This window comes from Streptomyces albus subsp. chlorinus (genome assembly GCF_013302895.1).
Lineage (GTDB): Bacteria > Actinomycetota > Actinomycetes > Streptomycetales > Streptomycetaceae > Streptomyces > Streptomyces chlorinus.
In genome coordinates, this window is the sequence record NZ_VJOK01000001.1 from 777,700 (window position 1) to 792,297 (window position 14,598).

The 14,598-nt window shown below is 75.0% G+C and carries 15 protein-coding genes and 1 pseudogene; 10 read left to right on the forward strand and 6 right to left on the reverse strand.

Annotation, left to right across the window (positions count from 1 at the left end; all coding sequences use genetic code 11):
• Positions 1–35: 35 nt before the first annotated feature.
• Both FM076_RS03630 and FM076_RS03635 read right to left on the reverse strand, forming a co-directional pair.
• Positions 36–416 (reverse strand): fic family toxin-antitoxin system, toxin component, encoded by a 381-nt coding sequence (locus FM076_RS03630; RefSeq protein ID WP_173868494.1) that lies wholly within the window; start codon positions 414–416, stop codon positions 36–38.
• A complete protein-coding gene (locus FM076_RS03635) occupies positions 413–676 on the reverse strand; it encodes a toxin-antitoxin system HicB family antitoxin (RefSeq protein ID WP_173868495.1) in 264 nt (87 codons plus the stop codon). Before FM076_RS03635 ends, FM076_RS03630 begins: the two co-directional genes overlap by 4 nt.
• Before the next feature lie 152 nt (positions 677–828).
• Between FM076_RS03635 and FM076_RS03640 the strand changes: the two genes are divergently transcribed.
• The 7 genes from FM076_RS03640 (at position 829) to mug (ending at position 7,862) form a co-directional block, all read left to right on the forward strand.
• On the forward strand, positions 829–1,725 hold the full coding sequence (locus FM076_RS03640; protein WP_173868496.1) for a TIGR03621 family F420-dependent LLM class oxidoreductase: 897 nt from the start codon (positions 829–831) through the stop codon (positions 1,723–1,725).
• Between the two features lie 64 nt (positions 1,726–1,789).
• Complete coding sequence (locus tag FM076_RS03645) at positions 1,790–2,224, forward strand: GNAT family N-acetyltransferase (protein ID WP_173868497.1); 435 nt, start codon at positions 1,790–1,792, stop codon at positions 2,222–2,224.
• Between the two features lie 218 nt (positions 2,225–2,442).
• On the forward strand, positions 2,443–3,804 hold the full coding sequence (locus FM076_RS03650) for a hemolysin family protein (RefSeq protein WP_173868498.1): 1,362 nt from the start codon (positions 2,443–2,445) through the stop codon (positions 3,802–3,804).
• Positions 3,801–4,811 (forward strand): hemolysin family protein, encoded by a 1,011-nt coding sequence (locus FM076_RS03655; protein WP_173868499.1) that lies wholly within the window; start codon positions 3,801–3,803, stop codon positions 4,809–4,811. The genes FM076_RS03650 and FM076_RS03655 overlap by 4 nt, the downstream gene beginning before the upstream one ends.
• 196 nt (positions 4,812–5,007) lie before the next feature.
• A complete protein-coding gene (locus FM076_RS03660) occupies positions 5,008–5,724 on the forward strand; it encodes an SGNH/GDSL hydrolase family protein (protein ID WP_243274769.1) in 717 nt (238 codons plus the stop codon).
• Positions 5,725–5,871: 147 nt separating this feature from the next.
• On the forward strand, positions 5,872–7,311 hold the full coding sequence (gene purB / locus FM076_RS03665) for an adenylosuccinate lyase (RefSeq protein WP_173868501.1): 1,440 nt from the start codon (positions 5,872–5,874) through the stop codon (positions 7,309–7,311).
• Positions 7,312–7,358: 47 nt separating this feature from the next.
• On the forward strand, positions 7,359–7,862 hold the full coding sequence (mug, locus tag FM076_RS03670; RefSeq protein ID WP_173868502.1) for a G/U mismatch-specific DNA glycosylase: 504 nt from the start codon (positions 7,359–7,361) through the stop codon (positions 7,860–7,862).
• Between the two features lie 45 nt (positions 7,863–7,907).
• Here mug and FM076_RS03675 read toward each other — a convergent pair whose 3' ends face one another.
• Complete coding sequence (locus FM076_RS03675) at positions 7,908–8,318, reverse strand: hypothetical protein (protein WP_173868503.1); 411 nt, start codon at positions 8,316–8,318, stop codon at positions 7,908–7,910.
• A 152-nt stretch (positions 8,319–8,470) separates the two neighbouring features.
• Between FM076_RS03675 and FM076_RS03680 the strand changes: the two genes are divergently transcribed.
• On the forward strand, positions 8,471–9,640 hold the full coding sequence (locus FM076_RS03680) for an ROK family protein (protein WP_173868504.1): 1,170 nt from the start codon (positions 8,471–8,473) through the stop codon (positions 9,638–9,640).
• Positions 9,641–9,660: 20 nt separating this feature from the next.
• Here the strand turns inward: FM076_RS03680 and FM076_RS03685 are convergent, their stop codons facing one another.
• Positions 9,661–10,410: a GntR family transcriptional regulator gene (locus FM076_RS03685; RefSeq protein ID WP_173868505.1), complete on the reverse strand. Its 750-nt coding sequence runs from the start codon at positions 10,408–10,410 to the stop codon at positions 9,661–9,663.
• A 239-nt stretch (positions 10,411–10,649) separates the two neighbouring features.
• Between FM076_RS03685 and FM076_RS03690 the strand changes: the two genes are divergently transcribed.
• On the forward strand, positions 10,650–11,423 hold the full coding sequence (locus FM076_RS03690; protein WP_173868506.1) for an SDR family oxidoreductase: 774 nt from the start codon (positions 10,650–10,652) through the stop codon (positions 11,421–11,423).
• Between the two features lie 82 nt (positions 11,424–11,505).
• On the opposite strand, the gene sigJ is transcribed toward FM076_RS03690, so the two are convergent.
• Positions 11,506–12,447, reverse strand: coding sequence for an RNA polymerase sigma factor SigJ (sigJ, locus tag FM076_RS03695; protein ID WP_345944879.1), 942 nt, complete (start codon positions 12,445–12,447; stop codon positions 11,506–11,508).
• 164 nt (positions 12,448–12,611) lie between these two features.
• Here sigJ and FM076_RS03700 point away from each other — a divergent pair, with 164 nt between their 5' ends.
• Positions 12,612–13,496, forward strand: coding sequence for an alpha/beta fold hydrolase (locus FM076_RS03700; protein ID WP_173868508.1), 885 nt, complete (start codon positions 12,612–12,614; stop codon positions 13,494–13,496).
• A 202-nt stretch (positions 13,497–13,698) separates the two neighbouring features.
• On the opposite strand, the pseudogene FM076_RS03705 reads toward FM076_RS03700, so the two are convergent.
• Positions 13,699–14,598, reverse strand: a pseudogene (locus FM076_RS03705) (hypothetical protein); the annotation flags it as partial.

The following is a 14,598-nucleotide window of genomic DNA, read 5'->3' on the forward strand; positions in this document are numbered from 1 at the left end:
CGGCTGCGGGGTCAGCGTTCGCCGCGCCTGCGGGATCAGCGTTCGGGCAGCGTCCAGGTGCGCAGTTCGGCCGCGATGGCGGGCAGGTCCGCCGTGCCGCTCTTGACGAGGCGCGCCAGATCGCGGATCCGCTCGGGCGAGGTGACGACCTTCAGTCCGCTGGCGACGAGGTAGCCGTAGGCGACGGCGGAGGCGAACAGCGCGTTGGAGCGCTCCAGCGCGGGGACGTGCAGCAGCAGTTGCAGCAGGGCCGCCGCGCGCTCGTGCGGTTCGGCGTAGACGGGCCGGTCGAATATGGCGGCCTCGTGGCGGCTGACGGCGGCGACGAGGGCGCCGTAGTCGGTGACGCGGGGGTCGCCGGGGGTCTTCTCCTCGGCGAGGATGAGCAGCCAGGGGAGGTCGATGCGCACGCTCACGCGGCCGGCGGGGCCCCGGTCCCGCTGCCCCGTCCGTGGTGGGCGGTCTCGGCGGCGGCGAACTCCTCGGCGAAGACGGCTTCGTAGCTCTTCATGAAGTCGGCGGCCGCGTCCACGAAGGAGCGGCCGACCTCGGCCGCGTCCCGCTGGACCAGTTCCTCGATGTAGCGGTTCACGCTCACCCCGCGCGCCAGTGCGCGCTCCCGGGCGGCCTGCGCGGTCGCCTCGTCCACGCGCACGTTCATCTGTGTCTTGGCCACAACCTCACGCTAGCACCGTTCCGCTAGCAGTGAACAGGCGTACGGACCGTGCGGAAGCCGCTACCCGGACCGCCGGCGTACGCCTAGGATCGGGGCGCTCGCAGCCGTATCCGTCGTTCCCGCCCAACCGGCGGCTGGCCAGGGAGGCCCGCGTGACCAGTTCCGTACGGCCCTTTCGTTTCGGCGTCAACATGCTGGCTCTCGGTTCCGGGGAGGAGTTCCGGCAGCGCTGCCGCCGGGCCGAGGAACAGGGGTACGACATCCTCCACGTACCCGACCACCTGGGCATGCCCGCGCCGTTCGCCGCGCTGGCCCAGATCGCCGCGGTGACCGAGCGGCCGCGGCTGGGCACCTTCGTGCTGAACGCGGGCTTCTGGAACCCGGCCCTCCTGGCCCGCGAGGTGGCGACCGTGGACCAGCTGTCCGGCGGCAGGCTGGAGCTGGGCCTGGGGGCCGGCTATGTGAAGGCCGAGCACGACGCCGCGGGCCTGCCGTTCGCCTCGCCGGGCGGCCGGGTCGACCACCTGGAGAAGCTGGTCGCCCAGGTGACGCGGCTGCTGGCGGACCCGGAGCAGGCGCCACGTCCCGCGCAGGAGAGGGTGCCGCTGCTGATCGGCGGCAACGGCGACCGGGTGCTGCGGCTGGCCGCCCGCACCGCCGCGGTGGCCGCCTTCACGGGCGGCCGGCAGAGCCCGGGCAAGCCCGAGGGCACGATGGAGCTGATCTCCCCGGCGGAGCTGGAGGAGCGGACGAAGACGCTCCGCGCCCTGGCCGGGGACCGGGAGGAGCCGCCCGAGCTGAACTACCTCGTCCAGTACGTGGCAGGCGCCTCCGACCCCGGCGAGGCGCTGGAGAGCCTGCGCCCGTACGGGCCGGGGATGAGCGACGAGGAGCTGCTGGAGCACCCGGCCCTCCTGGTGGGCTCCCCCCGGGAGATGGCCGACCGGCTCCGCGCCCACCGGGAGCGCTTCGGACTGTCCTACTACACCGTGCTCGACCCCTTCATGGACGCGTTCGCGCCGGTGATCGAGGAGCTGAAGGGCGAATGACCCGGCCCGCCACGCCGTCCCGCCAGGCGGAACGGCGTGGCGGGCGGCCGGCGGCCGTGCTGGGATGCGCCCCATGGACGATCTGCGTATCCGGGCCGCCGAGGAGCGGGACATCGACCGTGTGCTGGCCTTCTGGCGGGAGGCCGCCGAGGGCACCAGCGTCAGTGACGACCGGGACGGAGTCGCGCGGCTGCTCGCGCGCGACCCCGAGGCGCTGCTGCTCGCCGAGCGCGACGGGGAGCTGGTCGGCAGTGTCATAGCCGGCTGGGACGGCTGGCGCTGCTCGCTCTACCGGCTGGCCGTGCTGCCCGCCCAGCGTCGCCGGGGCGTCTCCCGCGCGCTGCTCGCCGCCGCCGAGGAGCGCTTCGCCGCGCTGGGCGGGCGGCGCGGCGACGCCATGGTGTTGGACGCGAACGAGCGGGCACACCGGGCGTGGGAGGCCGCGGGTTACGCTCCGCAGCCGCAGTGGAGCCGCTGGGTCAAGACGCTCTCCCCCTGACGGCCCGGCGGCTCCCGGCCCCACGGAGCGCGGAACCCGTCGGCCGTCCGGTCCGTTTACGATGGACAACCCGCCGGACCTGCACTCCCGCAGGCCCGGCGCTCTCATCACAACGGAAGGTGTGAGCGTCCGCCCATGGGCGACCCTCCTAGTAGCGGCTACCGACATCGCGCGCACCCGCGCCTCCTGGCCCAGGATGGGAAGGAGGTGAAGGAGCGATGATGGAAGGCCTCCTGCTGCTCGTTGCGCTGCTGCTGGCGCTGGCCTGCGGTGGCTTCGTCGCGGCGGAGTTCTCCTTGACGACGGTCGAGCGCAGCGAGCTGGAGCGGGCCGAGCAGCGCGGCGAGCGCGGCGCGAAGAGCGCCCTGGCCGCGGTGCGGTCCCTCACCTTCCAGCTCTCCGGCGCGCAGCTGGGCATCACGGTCACCAACCTGGTGGTCGGCATGCTGGCCGAGCCCTCCATCGCGGTGCTGATCGCCGGGCCCCTGCGCTCGATGGGCGTCCCGTCCTCGGCGTCCTCCTCGGTCGCGCTGGTGCTCGGGACGGCGCTCTCGACGGTCGTGCTGATGGTCGTCGGCGAGCTGGTGCCCAAGAACTGGGCGATCTCCAAGCCGCTGCCGGTGGCCAAGGCGGTCGCCACCCCGCAGCGGGTCTTCTCGGCGGCGTTCCGTCCGCTGATCCGCCATCTGAACAACACGGCCAACCGCATCCTGCTCCGCATGGGCCTGGAGCCCACCGAGGAGCTGGCCTCGGCCCGCTCGCCGCAGGAACTGGTGGCCCTGGCGCGGCACTCCGCCAAGGAGGGCGCGCTGGAGGAGGACACGGCCGACCTGTTCGTGCGCACCCTGCACCTGGCCGAGCTGACCGCGGAGAACGTGATGACCCCGCGGGTGCAGGTCACCTCGCTGGAGGTGCAGGCCACCGCGGAGGACGTGGCCAACGCGACCCGCGCCACGGGGCTGTCCCGCTTCCCCGTCTACCGGGGCAACCTGGACACCGTCGTCGGCATCGTGCGGATCAAGGACGTGCTCGCGATCCCCGCCGAGCAGCGGCGGCTGCGCCCGGTCACCGAGCTGATGTGCGAGGCCCTGCTGGTGCCCGAGTCGCTGACGGTCGACCGGCTGCTGGACCAGCTCTCGGGCGGCGATCGCAGCATCGCGGTCGTCATCGACGAGTACGGCGGCACGGCCGGTGTCGTCACCCTGGAGGACATCATCGAGGAGGTCGTCGGCGAGGTCCGCGACGAGCACGACCCGCTGGAGGCCCCCGACCTGGCCCCCGCCGGTGAGGACGCCGAGGGCCGCCCCGTCTACGACGCGGACGGCGCGGCGCGCACCGACCAGCTGGAGAACATCGGGCTGCGCGCCCCGGAGGGCCCGTACGAGACGCTGGCGGGTCTGATCGCCACCGAGCTGGGGCGCATCCCCGCCGCCGGGGACACGGTGACGGTCGCCGGATGGCGGCTGGAGGTGACGGACGCGACCGGACGGCGCGCCGCACAGGTACGGCTGTTCGGTCCCGGGCCGGACGACGACCCGGCCGCCACCGCGGCCGACGAGCGGGCGGAGGCGCGGCGATGACGGTGGTCCAGCTCTTCGTGGGACTGCTGACGCTGGTGGTCAACGCGTTCTTCGTCGGTGCCGAGTTCGCGATGATCTCGGTGCGGCGCGCGCAGATCGAGCCGCTGGCCGAGGACGGCGACAAGAAGGCCCGCAAGGTCCTGTGGGGCCTGGAGCACGTGGCCCAGATGCTGGCGGCGGCCCAGCTCGGCATCACCCTGTGCACGCTGGTGCTGGGTGTCGTCGCCGAGCCGGCGATCGCACACCTGCTGGAGCCGGTCTTCCACGCGGTGGGCATCCCGGACGGGGTGGCGCACGGTGTCTCGTTCGTGATCGCCCTCTCCCTGGCGACGTATCTGCACATGCTGCTGGGCGAGATGGTGCCGAAGAACATCGCGCTGGCCGGACCCGAGCGGGCCGCGCTGCTGCTGGGGCCGCCGCTGGTGGCGCTCTCCAGGGCGCTGCGTCCGGTCATCTTCGCGGTGAACTCGTTCGCCAACGCCCTGCTCAAGCTGATCAGGGTGGAGCCCAAGAGCGAGGTCGAGGCGGCGTTCTCCGACGACGACCTGGCGCAGATGGTGGCCGACTCCAGTGAGGCGGGGCTGCTGGACGACCGCTCGACCGAGCGGCTGCGCGACGCCCTGGAGCTGGGCAGGCGGCCGGTCGGCGACGTGGCGCAGCCCCTGCACAAGGTGGTGACCGCGGGCCGCGGTGTGACGCCCGAGGGGCTGGAGCGGCTGTCGGCCGAGTCCGGGTTCTCCCGCTTCCCCGTGGTGGACGACGACGGCCGGGTGCTGGGCTATCTGCACGTCAAGGACGCGCTGGACGCCTTCCCGCGCGACGCCCCGTTCCCGCTGACGGCCATGCGGCCCATCGCCCGCGTCCGCGCCTCGCTGCCGCTGGACGACGTGCTGGGCGCGATGCGCTCCAGCGGCACCCACCTCGCCGCCGTGACGGGCCCCGACGGGCGCGCCACGGGCGTGGTGACCATGGAGGACGTACTGCGGGAGCTGGTCGGCCAGGCGTGACCGGGTGCCCCGGGCGGTCCGCCCGGGGCACACCCGCGCGGGGCCCGCCGCCGGAAGCCCGAGAAGTCGTTGCTCGGGGCAACGGGCTAGCATGGCGGGCGTGACCAGTGCAGCCCCCTCCGCGCCGGCGGAATCCGCACAACCGCCCGTCGCCTTCCGCTCGTTCGTCGCGCTGGGCGACTCCTTCACCGAGGGCATGTCCGACCTGCTGCCCGACGGCACCTACCGCGGCTGGGCCGATCTGCTGGCGGCCCGGCTCGCCGCGCTGGAGCCGGAGTTCCGGTACGCGAACCTGGCGGTGCGCGGCAAGCTCATCGGACAGATCGCGGCCGACCAGGTCGGCCCGGCCGCCGCGATGGAGGCCGACCTGGTCACCCTGGTGGGCGGGCTCAACGACGTGCTGCGGCCGGGCTGCGACACCGCGCGGGTGTGCGCCCTGCTGGAGGAGTCCGTCGCCGCGCTGGCCCCCTCCTGCGGCACGCTGGTGCTGATGCGCAGCCCGGGGCGCCGCGGTCCGGTCCTGGAGCGGTACCGGCCCCGGATGGAGCAGCTGTTCGACTTCATCGACGGGCTGGCCGACCGGTACGGCGCGGTGGTCGTGGACCTCTTCTCCTCCCACGCGCTGGGCGACCCCCGGATGTGGGCCGACGACCGGCTCCATCTGACCGCCGAGGGCCACCGCCGGGTCGCCGAGGCCGTCTGGCAGCGGCTCGGCCTGCCCGCCGAGTCCGCCTGGGACACCCCGCTGCCGCCCGCCGCCCCTCCGTCCTGGGCCGCCCGCCGCGCCGCCGACCTGCGCTTCGCCCGCGTCCACCTGCTGCCGTGGATCGGCCGCCGCCTGACCGGCCGCTCCTCGGGGGACGGGCGCGCCCCCAAGCGGCCCGGCCTCGCCCCGCTGACCGGAACCGGCTGAGGCTCGCGGGGCGGCCCTCCGGGGACGCGGGGAACCGCGCGACCGGCCACGGACCAGCCCGCGGGCCCGCACCGACGGACAGGGGCAGCTCCCTCGCGGCATGGTGCGCCGCGAGGCCCGAGGCGGCGGCCCGTAGACTCGGGCGGCGTGAGTGACAAGCCGCGCATCCCGAACGTCCTGGCGTCCCGTTACGCCTCCCCCGAACTGGTCCGCATCTGGTCCCCCGAGTCGAAGATCGTGCTGGAGCGGCGGCTGTGGCTCGCCGTCCTCAAGGCCCAGCGGGACCTGGGCGTGACCGTCGACGAGAAGGCGCTGGCCGACTACGAGCGGGTGCTCGAGGACGTGGACCTCGCGTCGATCGCGGAGCGCGAGAAGGTCACCCGGCACGATGTGAAGGCCCGCATCGAGGAGTTCAACGCGCTGGCGGGGCACGAGCACATCCACAAGGGCATGACCTCCAGGGATCTGACGGAGAACGTCGAGCAGCTCCAGATCCGCCTCTCCCTGGAACTGGTGCGCGACCGCACGGTGGCGCTGCTGCACCGGCTGGGCACCCTCGCGGGCGAGCACTCCGCCCTCGTGATGGCGGGCCGCTCGCACAACGTCGCCGCCCAGGCCACCACCCTGGGCAAGCGGTTCGCGACCGGCGCCGACGAACTGCTGGTGGCCTTCGAGCGGCTGGAGGAGCTGCTGCGCCGCTACCCGCTGCGCGGCATCAAGGGCCCGGTCGGCACGGCGCAGGACATGCTCGACCTGCTCGGCTCAGGACGCGAGGGCACCGAGCGGCTGGCCGACCTGGAGCGCCGGATCGCCGAGCACCTGGGCTTCGGCCGCGTCCTCACCTCCGTCGGCCAGGTCTACCCGCGCTCCCTCGACCACGAGGTGGTCGGCACGCTCGTCCAGCTGGGCGCCGCCCCCTCGTCGCTGGCCAAGACCATCCGGCTGATGGCCGGGCAGGAGCTGGTGACCGAGGGCTTCAAGGAGGGCCAGGTCGGCTCCTCGGCGATGCCGCACAAGATGAACACCCGCTCCTGCGAACGCGTGGGCGGCCTCATGGTGATCCTGCGCGGCTACGCCTCGATGGCGGGAGAGCTGGCGGGTGACCAGTGGAACGAGGGCGACGTGTCCTGCTCGGTGGTGCGGCGCGTGGCGCTGCCGGACGCCTTCTTCGCCTTCGACGGCATGCTGGAGACCTTCCTCACGGTGCTGGACGAGTTCGGCGCCTTCCCCGCCGTGGTGGCCCGGGAGCTGGACCGCTACCTGCCGTTCCTGGCGACGACGAAGGTGCTCATGGGCGCCGTGCGGGCCGGTGTGGGCCGCGAGGTCGCCCACGAGGCGATCAAGGAGCACGCGGTCGCCTCGGCGCTCGCCCTGCGCGAGGGCGCCGAGCACAACGAGCTGCTGGACCGGCTGGCGGCCGACGCGCGCATCCCGCTGGACCGCCCCGCGCTGGACGACCTGATGGCCGACCGGCTGTCGTTCACCGGGGCCGCCGCCGCGCAGACGGCGGAGGTCGTCGCCCGCGTCCAGGAGGTGACGTCCCTGTACCCCGAGGCCGCCGCCTACCGGCCGGGGGCGATCCTCTGACCCGGCGGTTCACCAAGGAGGAGCTGGAGGCGGCCCGCGGGAAGCTGGTGCCCGACGTGGCCGCCGAGGGGCTGCGCGTGCTGTTCTGCGGCATCAACCCGGGCCTGGTCTCGGCGGTCACGGGCCACCACTTCGCCCGGCCGGGCAACCGGTTCTGGCCCGCGCTGCACGCCTCCGGCTTCACCCCGCGCCGGCTGCGGCCCGAGGAGGAGCACGAGCTGCTGTCGTACGGGCTGGGGATCACCAATGTCGTCGCACGGGCCACGGCGCGCGCCGACGAGCTGTCCCGCGAGGAGTTCGCCGAGGGCGGGCGGCTGCTGGAGGAGAAGGTCGCCCGGCTGCGGCCGCACTGGCTGGCGATACTCGGCATCACCGCCTACCGCGCCGCCTTCGACGAGCCCAGGGCGGCGATGGGCCCGCAGGAGCGGCTGGTCGGCGGGGTGCCGGTGTGGGTGCTGCCGAACCCCAGCGGGCTGAACGCGCACTACACGCCGCCGGCGCTCGCCGAGGAGTTCGCCAGGCTGCGGCTGGCGGCCACCCCCGAGGAGTGACGCGGTGGGGCGGCACCGGCCGCGGGCGGCGGCCCGGCCGCCGGATCAGGTGAGGTGGTGCGGCGCGGGCCTGCCCGGCTCCCCCACCGCCGCCAGGAGGTGGGGCGACGTCCCCGGGGCGCGGCGGGTCACGCCCACCCCCGTCCAGCGGCCCTCCACCGTCCAGACGGCCAGTTCCGCGACCCACTGGCACAGCGTCCGCTCCGGCTCGGGCACCGGGACACCGTCCGCGGCCGCCAGCAGGTGCGGGTCCAGGTCCACCGTCTCCGGCTCGCCCCACTGTCCGGACAGCAGCACGACGAGGGCCTCGTGGTCGGCGCGGATCTCCTGCTCGGCCTCCAGGAGCGCGGCGGGATCGCTGTCGGCGCCCAGCTCCGCCGCCCGTAACGTGGTGACGCGTGCGGCGGGCGCGGACCGGAGGCTGCCGAGGGCGGCGAGATGGTGCGCGAGGTGCATGGGGCCAGTCAACCTCCTTCCACCGGCAGCCGGTTGACGCGGGGTCCGGTTCCCCGCGCCGGCGGGCCGGCGCCGCGGGTACCCCGGCCACTCGCCGTGGTCGCCCCGAGCGGTTACGATCCGCCCCACGCGCACAGGCAGGGAGGCGGAGCGTGAGCAGGCTGAGCGGACGGGACCCGTCCCTGCTGCGGCGGATCAATTCCACGGCCGTTCTGCGCGCGCTGCGCGGCCAGGCGACGCCGACCGCACTCACGCTCACCGAGCTGGTGCACGCGACCGAGCTGTCCCGTCCGACCGTCGAGGGCGTCGTGGAGGACCTCATCGAGGCGGGGCTGGCGGCCGAGGCGGAGGACGACCCGTCCCTCGCCCGCGGCGCGGCCCGCCGCGGGCGGCCCGCGCGCAGGTTCCGCTTCCGTGCCGAGGCGGGCCATCTGCTGGGCCTGGAGATCGGTCCGCACCGGGTCGCCGCCGTCGTCTCGGACCTGACGGGCCGCATCATCGGCTCCCTCACCCGGGAGGTCTCCGAGACGGCACAGGCCCACACCCGGCTGGAGCGGAGCCGCAACACGGTCGCCGAGGTGCTGCGCAGGACCGGCACCGCGCGGGACACCCTGCGCGCGGTCGGCGTCGGTACGCCGGGCATCGTGGAGTCCGACGGCACGGTCCGGCTGGGCACCGCGCTGCCCGGCTGGACGGGGCTGGCGCTGGGCGAGCGGCTGCGGCGGTCCTTCAGCTGTCCCGTCCTGGTGGAGAACGACGCGAACGCGGCGGTACTGGCCGAGCACTGGAAAGGCGCGGCCCGGGGTGTGGGCGACGTGGTGATGGTCCTGGCGGGGCTCAGCCCGGGGGCCGGTTCGCTGATCGGCGGGCGCCTGCACCGGGGGTTCGGCGGCGCGGCCGGGGAGATCGGGGCGCTGCACCTGCTGGGCCGGGAGGCCACCCCCGAGCGGCTGCTGTCGACCACGGACGAGCCGCTTCCACCGCTCGACGAGGCCGCCGTCGCCCGGGTCTTCGCCCAGGCCAAGGGGGGTGACGACCAGGCCCGCCGGGCCATGGACCGCTTCCTCGCCCGCCTCGTCCACGACGTGGCCGCGCTCGTGCTGGCGCTGGACCCCGAACTGCTGGTGGTGGGCGGCTGGGCCTCGGGTCTCGACGGCGTACTGGACCCGCTGCGTGCCGAGTTGGAGCGCTACTGCCTGCGCCCGCCACGGGTGGCCCTCTCCCGGCTGGGCGAGACGGCGGTGGCGACCGGGGCTCTCCGCGTCGCCCTGGACCACGCGGAGAGCGAGCTGTTCACCCTGGAGACGGCACCCGTCCGCTAGGGCGTGCCGGGACCGCGGGGTCAGCTCGCCATCAGTGAGACGGCGTCAGCGTCGCCGAACGAGAGCCGGCACGTGTCGGCCCGGTAGGTCGCCACCGACACCGCGGCCGTGCGGCCGTCCGCGAAGTACCGCGTCGTCACCACGAGGACCGGTGCCCCGGGCAGCCGGTCGAGGCGGCGGGCGTCGTCGGCGCGCGCCGAGCCCAGCTCCACCGTCCTCTCCTGGCCGCCGAGTTCCAGCCGGTGCAGCTCGCGCAGCACGGCGCGGGCCCGGGCGGAGCCGTGTTGCGCGCCGTCCCCTTCCGCGACCGGGGGGACCAGGGTGGCGGGGACGTACAGCACCTCGGACGCCACCTGCTGGCCGCCGGTCGTCCGGCTGCGCCGTACCGCGTGCACCTCGTCGCGCCCGGTGCCCAGCAGGCGGGCCACCGCCGCCGGTGCCGGGGCGGACTCGTGGTCCTCGGGCTGCCAGGCGTCGCCGGGCGCGCCGGGCCAGGCGTGGGGGCCGCTCTCGGAGCCGACGTCCACCCCCACGCGCGGCGGGGCCACCGTCGTGCCGACCCCGCGGCGGCGCTGGAGGCGGCCCTCCAGTTCCAGCTGTTCGAGGGCCTGGCGGAGGGTCGCGCGGGCCACGCCGAAGCGGGCGGCCAGTTCGCGCTCGTTCGGCAGGATCTCGCCGACCGAGAACTCGGAGTCGAGTGCTTCGGAGAGGACGGTCTTCAGATGCCAGTACTTCGGCTCCGGCACCGTCTCCAGCTGCATGGTCCCCACCCTTGCCTCCGCAATCCCCGTGACGCCCGACAGGCCCGTGTGTGGCGGCGTTCTCGTGCTCGTGTTTTCTTGTCCTTGTTTTTTAAAGGACCTTGCGTATGCCCTGACGATAGGGCGGCCCCCACCCTTGGTCAAGACCAATCGACGCGGCCCGAGGACCCTTGCCGGGCCGCTCCTCCGATGCGATGATCGATCATCGATCAGAGTCCCTGTGGCGCAGCTCACCTCCGGAGGAAGCCATGTCCCGTCCCGCCCTCCCCGCCTCCGTGCGGCGCGTCACCGTCGTCACCGGCGGCAGCCGCGGCATCGGCGCCGCCACGGCACTGCGGCTCGCCCGGGACGGGCACCACCTCGGCATCGGTTACGAGCGCGACGAGCAGGCGGCCTCGCGCACGGCGGAGGCCGTGCGCGAGGCCGGCGGCGAGGCCGTCACAGTGCGGGTGGACACCAGCGAAGCGGACGCCGTCGACCACCTCTTCGACACCGTGCGCGCCGCGCTGGGCCCGGTCACCGGCCTGGTCAACAACGCGGGCATCAGCGGTCCCCTCGGCCGCTTCACCGAGACGGCGCCCGAGGTGATGCGGCGGGTGGTGGAGGTCAATGTGACGGGCGCGCTGCTGTGCGCCCGCCGCGCCCTGCGCGAGATGTCCACCGCGCACGGCGGGATGGGCGGCGCCATCGTGAACATCTCCTCGTCCGCCGCCACGCTCGGCTCACCCCGCGAGTACGTCCACTACGCGGCGTCCAAGGCCGCGGTGGACGCCATGACGGTGGGCCTGGCCAAGGAGTTCACCGGCGAGGGCGTGCGGGTCAACTGCGTACAGCCGGGCTCCGTGCTGACCGGGATGCACGCGAAGATGGGCGACCCCGACCGGGCGTGGAAGAAGGCCGAGGTCACGCCCGCGCGGCGGCCGGGCGAGCCGGAGGAGATCGCCGACGCGGTCGCCTGGCTGCTCTCCGACGAGGCGTCCTACACCTCGGGCGCCGTGCTGAGAGTGGCCGGCGGGCTGTGACGACGACCGGGCCGCGGCGCTCCGGGCCGCGGCCCCTCGGTGCGCGGCGCGGCCCGCCGGCCCTCGTCCGTAACGGCGGTGGTCAGCCCAGTTCGGCCGGCACGCCCACGCCCCGCAGGTGGGCGACCTTGTCCGGGTTCCGGATCAGATAGACGGTGCGGATGAGGCCGTCGGCCACGTCCAGCAGGAACACCACGTCGGGGCGGCCCTCGTAGGTGGCCACGGCCGCCGGGCTGCCGTTGAGTTCCACGAAGCGCAGGCCGAACCCGGGCCCCTGGGCGCCCGGGCCGACGGCCGCCAGGAAGCGGCCGACCTTGTCGGCCCCGACGATGACCCGGCGCGGCGCCTTCGCCTTGCCCGCGCTGTCGGAGACGAGCCGCGCGTCCGGGGCGAGCAGGGTGAGCAGCTCCTGGAGGTCGCCGCCGACCGAGGCCCGCAGGAAGCGTTCGGTCAGCTCCCGCTGGAGCGCGGGGTCCACCTCGAAGCGCGGCTTGCGCTCCTCCACGTGCCGCCGCGCGCGCCCCGCGAGCTGGCGCACGGCCGCCTCACCGCGCTCCAGCGTCTTTGCGATCTCGGCGTACGGGAAGCCGAACGCCTCCCGCAGCACGAACACCGCGCGCTCCAGCGGGGAGAGGGACTCCAGGACCACCAGGAGGGCCAGCGACACCGACTCGGCCAGCACCGCGCGTTCGGCACCGTCCTGCTGCTCGCGGGCGTCCGCCGGATCGAGGTGGGTGACCAGCGGCTCGGGCAGCCAGGGCCCCACGTACGCCTCCCGCCGGGCCTGCGCCTGGCGGAGCCGGTCGATGGCCAGCCGGGTGGTGACGCGGACCAGGTAGCCGCGTGGTTCGCGCACCTGCGTCCGGTCGGTCGCCGACCAGCGCAGCCACGCCTCCTGCACGACGTCCTCCGCGTCGGCCACCCGGCCGAGCATGCGGTAGGCAACGCCGTCGAGCACCGGCCGGTGCTCCTCGAAGACCTCGGTCCCGTCAGCGGTCCCCTCAGCGGTCGCGTCAGCGGTCACGCCGCCATCATGCCACCAGCGGCGGGGCCGTCCGCCGCATGGGGGTTCCCCGCACGAGCGCCTTGCTGACATTCTGTCAACGAGCCGTGGCCGCTGGCCCGCCGTGCCGCCGGCGACCGGCGGCGTCCACACGAACCACAAGGCGAGAAACCGGAGGAGAGGCCATGCCCGCCGTCTTCACCCCGCAGACACCCGTCCGCGACTCAGGGACGGTCCTCCGGCTCGCCCCGCCCGCCGGCCCCTCCTGCGACCTGGCCTACGAGCGGCGCGGCTGCGGCGAACCGATGCTGCTGCTGCACGGGATCGGCCACCACTGGCAGGCATGGGAGCCCGTGCTGACGGTGCTCGCCGGGAGCTACGACGTGATCGCCCTCGACCTGCCGGGCTTCGGCGCCTCCCCCGCCCTCCCGGACGGCGTCTCGTACGGGACGGCGAGCGTGGTCCCGCTGCTGGCCCAGGCGTGCGAGGCACTGGGCGTCGAGCGTCCGCACGTGGCGGGCAACTCGCTGGGCGGACTGCTGGCGCTGGGGATGGGCCTGCACGGGTACGCGCGCTCGGTCACCGCGCTGGCACCCGCCGGCTTCTTCACCACGCCCGACCGCCTGTACGCCTACACGGTGCTGCGCGGCATGCGGGCCGGGGCGCGGGCGCTGCCCGATCCGGTGCTGGAGACGCTGGCCCGCTCGGCGCCGGGACGGGCGGCGCTGACGAGCACCATCTACGCCCGCCCGGGTCGGCGTTCGGCGGACGCGGTGGCCGCCGAGACCCGCGCGCTGCGCCGGGCGCCGGGCTTCGCGCCGGTGCTGGCGGAGGGGCGGCGGCCCGCGGCCCGCTTCCGGGAGGACATCACGGACGTGCCGGTGACCCTCGCCTGGGGCGACCGGGACCGGCTGCTGCCGCCCAGGCAGGGCGTGCGGGCCAAGCGCGTCCTCCCCGGCGCCCGGCTGGTGCGGCTGCGCGGCTGCGGCCACGTGCCGATGAACGACGACCCCGCCACGGTCGCCCGCGTCATCGCGGACACGGCCCGCGCGGCCCACCCGGCCCGCTGACCGCCCACCGGGGGCGGCCCGGCGCCGTTCCTGGGGCCGGGAGAAGCGGGAGCCGCGCGGCTCGGGGCGTCGCGCTCCGAGGCGTCGCGGCTCCGGACCGCGCGGCTCCGAGGTGTCGCGGGGAGCCGCCCGGCCGGACGGGCGACCGCCTTCCGGCCCGCTCCACCAGGAGGCTCCGGGCGGCCGGCTCAGTGCGGAGGCTCTAGGCGGGCCGGCTCAGTGCGTTCTCGATGCGCAGTTCGAGCGCGCCCGCCTCGCTCATCCGTTCCGCGACGGTGCCGTACGGGTCGGGCGTGCCCTCGGGGTAGGCGGCGCGCACCCGGGTCAGCCGGGTGACGGCCTGGTCGTAGCGGCCCAGGTCGGCCTCCAGCCCGGCGGCCCGCAGCTCCGCGCTGGTCGCCTCGTGCAGTCCCGCCTCCCCGCAGGCGTGGAAGGCCGCCACGGCGCGGTCCGCGAAGGCGATGCCCTGGGCGTAGCAGGCCAGAACGGCTTCGCCCTGTTCGCCGGGCGCGGGCAGCGGCACCGGCTCGGTCAGCAGTTCGGCGGTCTGCCGGTGGGTGCGTCCTGCCTCCAGACTCAGGCGGAGCCGCCGCTCGTCGTCCAGTTCCAGACCGGGGTCGTCCAGCACCGAGGCGATCTCGTGCTGCGCCGCCTCCATGCAGCGCAGCGACTCCTCGAACGGGGCGCCCGCCTCCCTGGCGAGCCAGGCGCGGGCGTGCAGCGTACGGATCAGCGCCTGCTCGTCACCCAGCGCGCGCCACAGCTCCTCGGCCCGCGCGTACAGTTCCCCCGCCTCGGCGTGCTGTCCGCCCGCGCGGTGGATGTCGGCGGCCAGGTGGGTGACGACGGCGTGCCCGTGCAGGTCCTGCCACGGGCGCGGGGAGGCGGCGGCGCGGCGCAGCAACCGGGCGGCTGCCCGCAGCTGTCCGGGCCGGCCGCAGGCCTGGCCGAGCCAGACGCACGCCTGCACGATGCCCGGCTCGTCGGCGGCCTCCAGCAGGTCCTCCAGGGCGACGACGAGGACGGCGGCGGCCTCGTCGCTCTGTTCGAGGGCGAGCAGGCAGCCGCCGAGCCGGAGCCTGGCCCGGGTGACCTCCCCGGT